Origin of the sequence: Parvibaculum sp., from assembly GCF_040882025.1 — a bacterium.
Classification (GTDB): Bacteria; Pseudomonadota; Alphaproteobacteria; order Parvibaculales; family Parvibaculaceae; genus Parvibaculum.
The window spans coordinates 1-5,709 of sequence record NZ_JBBECC010000062.1 but is presented as its reverse complement, the minus strand read 5'-3'; the positions used below and the strand labels follow the sequence as shown (position 1 = coordinate 5,709).

6 protein-coding genes are annotated in these 5,709 nt (G+C 64.1%); 3 read left to right on the top strand and 3 right to left on the bottom strand.

Annotated features, from left to right (window positions below):
• Window positions 1-742: class I tRNA ligase family protein (locus WEB61_RS04165; protein ID WP_368063067.1), on the top strand; the 742-nt coding region annotated here is incomplete at its 5' end.
• A gap of 3 nt (window positions 743-745) precedes the next feature.
• Here the strand turns inward: WEB61_RS04165 and WEB61_RS04160 are convergent.
• The 3 genes from WEB61_RS04160 to WEB61_RS04150 all read right to left on the bottom strand — a co-directional run bounded on the left by WEB61_RS04160 (window position 746) and on the right by WEB61_RS04150 (window position 2,749).
• Complete coding sequence (locus tag WEB61_RS04160) at window positions 746-991, bottom strand: hypothetical protein (RefSeq protein WP_368063066.1); 246 nt, start codon at window positions 989-991, stop codon at window positions 746-748.
• A 138-nt stretch (window positions 992-1,129) separates the two neighbouring features.
• The gene (locus tag WEB61_RS04155; RefSeq protein ID WP_368063065.1) at window positions 1,130-1,489 is read right to left on the bottom strand and encodes a DUF2852 domain-containing protein; all 360 of its coding nucleotides are present in this window, start codon (window positions 1,487-1,489) and stop codon (window positions 1,130-1,132) included.
• Between the two features lie 174 nt (window positions 1,490-1,663).
• Window positions 1,664-2,749, bottom strand: a complete 1,086-nt coding sequence (locus WEB61_RS04150) for a Zn-dependent alcohol dehydrogenase (protein WP_368063064.1) — start codon at window positions 2,747-2,749, stop codon at window positions 1,664-1,666.
• 215 nt (window positions 2,750-2,964) lie between these two features.
• On the opposite strand from WEB61_RS04150, the gene ilvD reads away from it, so the two are divergent.
• A complete protein-coding gene (gene ilvD, locus WEB61_RS04145) occupies window positions 2,965-4,695 on the top strand; it encodes a dihydroxy-acid dehydratase (RefSeq protein WP_368063063.1) in 1,731 nt (576 codons plus the stop codon).
• A gap of 162 nt (window positions 4,696-4,857) precedes the next feature.
• Window positions 4,858-5,613 carry a tetratricopeptide repeat protein gene (locus WEB61_RS04140; RefSeq protein WP_368063062.1) on the top strand — a complete coding sequence of 252 codons (756 nt, stop codon included), beginning with the start codon at window positions 4,858-4,860 and terminating at the stop codon, window positions 5,611-5,613.
• The last annotated feature ends 96 nt before the right edge of the window (window positions 5,614-5,709 follow it).

Sequence of the window (5,709 nt, the reverse complement as noted above, 5' to 3'; positions counted from 1 at the left end):
GGCCTACAAATTTGTCTGGAACGTCTATTGTGACCTCTATCTCGAATTCATCAAGCCGCTGCTGATGGGGTCGGACGAGGTGGCGAAAGCCGAAACGCGGGCGACCGCGGCCTGGGTGCTCGACCAGATACTGCTGATGCTGCATCCCTTCATGCCCTTCATCACCGAGGAGCTCTGGCAGCGCACGGGTGAGCAGGGGCCGAAGCGCGACACAATGCTGGTGAAGGCCGCCTGGCCGGCGCTTGCCGGTCTCGGCGACGCGGCGGCCGATGCCGAGATGGACTGGGTGACGCGCTTCATTTCCGAAGTGCGCTCCGTGCGCGCCGAAATGAACGTGCCGGCGGGTGCGAAAATCGCGCTGCTCGTCAAGGGTGCGAGTGCGGCAAGTCTCGCGCGGCTCGAACGTCACCGCGACGTAATTCAGCGTCTGGCGCGTCTCGAAACCGTCGATGTGACGGCCGCGATCCCCGAAGGGGCGGTGCAACTCGTGCTCGACGAGGCGACGCTGATCCTGCCGCTCAAGGGTGTCATCGACGTCGCCGCCGAAACCGCGCGCCTCAAAAAGGAAGTCGGCAAGCTTTCCGACGAGGTGAAGAAGATCGATGCCAAGCTCGGCAACGCCAAATTCCTGGCCGGCGCGCCCGAGCAGGTTGTCGAGGAGCAGCGCGAACGCAAATCCGACGCGCAAGCCGCCATGGCGAAATTCGCCGAGGCGCTGAAGCGGCTCGAAGGCGCGGCGTGAGGCCTATCCTCGCAGCAGCGCGCCCCACACCATGAGCGCCGCCATGACGCCGCCCGCGATCGCAAGCAGCGGGATGCCGACGAGATAAAGCAAAAAGAAATAGACGAAGACGCCTGCAAAAAAGCCGACGGCGAACCAGAGGATCGTGATGCCGAGCCACAGCACCACCGGCAGCAGCACGATCAGCAGGACGGCGAGAATGATCAGCACGATCGGGTCGGCGGCGATGAAGTAGCTGTTCGTTTCCATCTGCGTGCCTTTTGATTTTGTGCCCGACACCCGGCATGAGTTTCGGCACCTAATGCGGCGGTATTAAGTCCCCTGTTTTCCGGCAACAAAAAAGGCGGCTCCTTGCGAGCCGCCTTTCGTCTTTCGGGTATCCGCCGGTCAGTTTGCGGGGCTGCCGGTCTGTGCATTGCGTTCGGCCATGAACTGGTCGAACTCGTTCTGGTCCTTGGCGCGGCGCAGTCGTTCCATGAATTCGCCGAAAGCCTTCTGCTCTTCCTCCAGGCGCTTCAGCGCCTCGTCGCGATAATTGTCGAAGGCGCTGTTGCCGCTCGACCGGTGGCGGCGGAACTGCGACGAGCAGCTACGCATGCCGTTCCGATTCCATCCGTGCATTTTTCCGCTCCAGATCATGTAGAAGAGAATACCGAGCCCGATCGGCCAGAAGACGATGAAACCGATCACCATCATTGCGATCCAGGCGCCTTTCGGCAGGTCGTCCAGCATTGCGGCCGTAGGCATCGAGGGGGTCCTCCCGTGGGGGTTCGGATTGAACACAAGGGACAGGTGGATATTGCCGGCGCCTGCGTCAAGGCGCCGCAGGCCGATTTTCCGCCAAATCCGTTTCGGTTTCCGCCAAACAACAAAAAAAGCGGCCCTGCGGGGCCGCCTTTTCCGTCTTGATAGGGCCGAAAGTCAGGCGTCGAACATGATCACCGAGCGGGCGAGCTCGCCGCGCTTCAGCTCGTCGAAGGCCTCATTGACCTGGTCGAGCTTGATGCGGCGCGAGATCATCTGGTCGAGCTTCAGCTTGCCGGCCATGTAGAAATCGACGAAGCGCGGCATGTCCACGGGGAAGCGGTTCGAGCCCATGATCGAGCCCTGGATGCGCTTCTCCCCCAAAAAGTCGGCGCCGTGCAGTTCGATGTTCACGCCGACCGGGATCATGCCGATGATGTTGGCCGTGCCGCCGCGCGCCAGCATCTTGAAGGCCTGCTCGGCCGTCGCCTTCAGGCCGATCGCCTCGAAGGCGTGATGCACGCCGCCATTCGTCAGGTCCATCACCTGCTTCACCGGGTCGCCGTCCTTTGCGTTGACGACATCGGTCGCACCGAATTCCTTGGCGAGATTGAGCTTCGAGCCCTGCGTGTCGACCGCGATGATGCGCCCCGCGCCCGCGATCGCCGCGCCGTTGATGCAGGCAAGCCCGACGCCGCCGCAGCCGATCACGGCAACGGTTTCGCCCGGCCGCACATTCGAAGTGTGGATCACGGCGCCCACGCCCGTCGTCACCGAACAGCCGATCAGCGCCGCGCGGTCGAGCGGCATGTCCTTGCGGATCGCCACGCAGGCATGTTCGTGGATCAGCATCTGTTCGGCGAAGGAGGAAAGGTTGAGGAACTGGTTCATCGAACCGTCGTCTTTCGCCAGCCGCGGCTCGTCGCCCGCCTGCCGCTTCGTCTCCGGGCTGACGCAGCGCGACATGTGCCCCGTCAGGCAATGCTCGCAATGGCCGCAAAAGGCCGAGAGACAGGTAATCACATGGTCGCCCGGCTTCACCGTGCGGACTTCGGAGCCGACCTGCTCCACCACGCCGGCGCTCTCATGGCCGAGCACGGCCGGCAGCGGGTAGGGGTAGGAGCCCTCCACGAAATGCAGATCCGAATGGCAGACGCCGGCCGCGACGGTGCGGATCAGCACCTCATGCGGGCCCGGCTTGTTGATTTTGACGTCTTCGATGGTGAGGGGCTTGCCCACTTCGCGCAGAACGGCGGCCTTCATGTGATTTCTCCCTGTATCCGGATATTGGGTTCTGGTGTTCCGGTTGCGCCGATGTTCCCCCGGCCCAAGCCATTGGTCAACCGGGGTCAACCGGCGGATTTCGGGGCCGCTTGCGGCAACTTGGGGGCTTTATCCGGTGGACCCTTCCCCCTAGTATCCGGCCAACTTTCATCCCGAGAGGCTGGAGGCGCCCCTTCATCCGGGCGCACGATCACATGACTGCCAATATATTCGACAAGTCGAAGCTGCCGAGCCGCCACGTCACGGTCGGGCCCGAGCGCGCGCCGCACCGCTCCTACTACTATGCGATGGGCCTCACCGAAGAAGAGATCGACCAGCCCTTCGTCGGCGTGGCGACCTGCTGGAACGAGGCGGCGCCCTGCAACATCTCGCTGATGCGCCAGGCGCAGGCGGTCAAGCGCGGCGTCACGATGGGTTCCGGCACACCGCGCGAATTCTGCACCATCACGGTGACGGACGGCATCGCCATGGGACATCAGGGCATGAAGTCGTCGCTGGCGAGCCGCGACGTCATCGCGGATTCGGTCGAGCTCACCATGCGCGGCCATTGCTACGACGCGCTGGTCGGCCTTGCCGGCTGCGACAAGTCGCTGCCCGGCATGATGATGTCGATGGTCCGCCTCAACGTGCCGTCGGTCTTCATGTATGGCGGTTCGATCCTGCCCGGCCGCTTCCACGGCCGCGACGTCACCGTCGTCGACGTCTTCGAGGCGGTCGGTCAGCATTCGGCCGGCAATCTGGCGAATGAGGACCTGCACGAGCTCGAATGCGTCGCCTGTCCCTCCGCCGGCTCCTGCGGCGGCCAGTTCACGGCCAACACCATGGCCTGCGTCGCCGAGGCGATGGGGCTCGCGCTGCCGGGTTCCGGCGGTGCGCCCGCGCCTTACGAGAGCCGCGACGAATATGCGGAAGCCTCCGGCCGCGCCGTCATGCATCTGCTCGCCAACAATATCCGCCCGCGCGACATCGTCACGCGCAAGTCGCTCGAAAACGCCGCCGTCATCGTCGCGGCGACCGGCGGCTCGACCAATGGCGGGCTCCATCTCCCTGCCATTGCGCATGAGGCGGGCATCGATTTCGATCTGATGGAAGTCGCCGAAATCTTCAAGAAGACGCCCTACCTCACCGACCTCAAGCCCGGCGGCAATTACGTCGCCAAGGACCTGCACGAGGCGGGCGGCGTTTCGATGGTGCTCAAGGTGCTGCTCGATGGCGGCTATCTGCATGGCGATTGCATGACCGTCACCGGCCAGTCGCTTGCCGACAATCTGAAGGACGTGAAGTTCAATCCGGATCAGAAGGTCGTCTATCCGCTGTCGAACCCCTTGTCGCCGACGGGCGGCGTTGTCGGGCTGCGGGGCTCGCTCGCGCCGGACGGCGCCATCGTCAAGGTCGCGGGCATGGAGAAGGATCATCTGAAGTTCTCCGGTCCGGCGCGCTGCTTCGACAGCGAAGAGGAATGCTTCGAGGCGGTTGGAAAACGTCAGTACAAGGAAGGTGAGGTTCTCGTCATCCGCTACGAGGGCCCGAGGGGCGGCCCCGGCATGCGCGAAATGCTCTCCACCACCGCCGCGCTTTACGGTCAGGGCATGGGCGACAAGGTCGCGCTCATCACCGATGGCCGTTTCTCCGGCGGCACGCGCGGCTTCTGCATCGGTCATGTCGGCCCGGAAGCCGCCGTCGGCGGCCCGATCGCGCTGATCGAGGATGGCGACATCATCTCGATCGACGCGGAGAACGGCACCATCGAGCTCGATGTCGATGCGGCGATCCTTGAAAAGCGTCGTGCCCAATGGAAGCCCCGCGAGACCATGTATGCCTCCGGCGCGCTCTGGAAATACGCCCAGCTCGTCGGCACCGCCCGCAAGGGCGCCGTCACCCATCCCGGCGGCGCGGCGGAGAAACACGTCTACGCGGATATTTGAGACGCATAGAAATCCATAATCGTCATTGCGAGCGTAGCGAAGCAATCCAGAAGCCCAGAATTCTGCGGCTTTCTGGATTGCCGCGCCCCCTGCGGGGGCTCGCAATGACGAACGCTGGAAATTCCGGCACACTGTCCGTCCCGTTGCATTCCGAGGAGCCCCATGATCGCCCGTAAAAGCCTTGCCTCGCTCGCCGCCATGCTCGGCCTGTCCGTCACGCTGGCCGGCGGGGTTCTGGCCGAGCCCTTGCCCGGCACGCAGGCCGCGTTCGACCGTGGCGTTGCCGCCTACAATGCCGGCGACCGCGAGGGCGCGCTCGGCGAATGGGAAGAGGCGGCCGAGGGCGGCCACACAGGCGCGGCCTGGCTGCTTGCCAATCTCTACGACACGGGCACCGGCGGCGTGACGCAGTCGGACGCCAAGGCCTATGAATATTACCTTCAGGCCGCGCGTGGCGGACAGCCGGAAGCCGCCCTGCGGCTCGGCCTGATCTATCTCGAAGGCAATGAGGAGATCGGCCTCAAGCGTAACTATGTCGAAGCCTTGAAGTCCTTCGAAGTGGCCGCGCTGGCGCGCCGCGCCGATGCGCAATATCACGTCGGCATGATGCACCGGAACGGCCTCGGCGTGCCGGTCGACCGCACCGAAGGCCTGCGCTGGATCATAATGTCGTCGAAGAAACGCTACGCGCCGGCGCTGGCCGAGCTTGGCCGCATCTATTTCGAAGGCGAGGGCGTCACGGCCGACCGTGTCGAAGGCTGGACCTATCTGGCGCTGGCCAACCGCTTCGGCACGCCGGAAGAACGCGCCGCCGTCGACGAGCTGTTCGAGAAATACAAGAACCGCATGAAGACCGGCGAACGCGAAAAGGCGCTCGAAATGGCCGACGCCTGGGCAGCGGCGAATAGCGGTTCGTGAGGGCGGCGGATCAGGCCGTAATTCGTCATGGCCCGGCTTGTCCCACTGCTGTCCGGCTAAGCGGTTTCGATTGCAAGAACGTTGCATTTCCCCAAC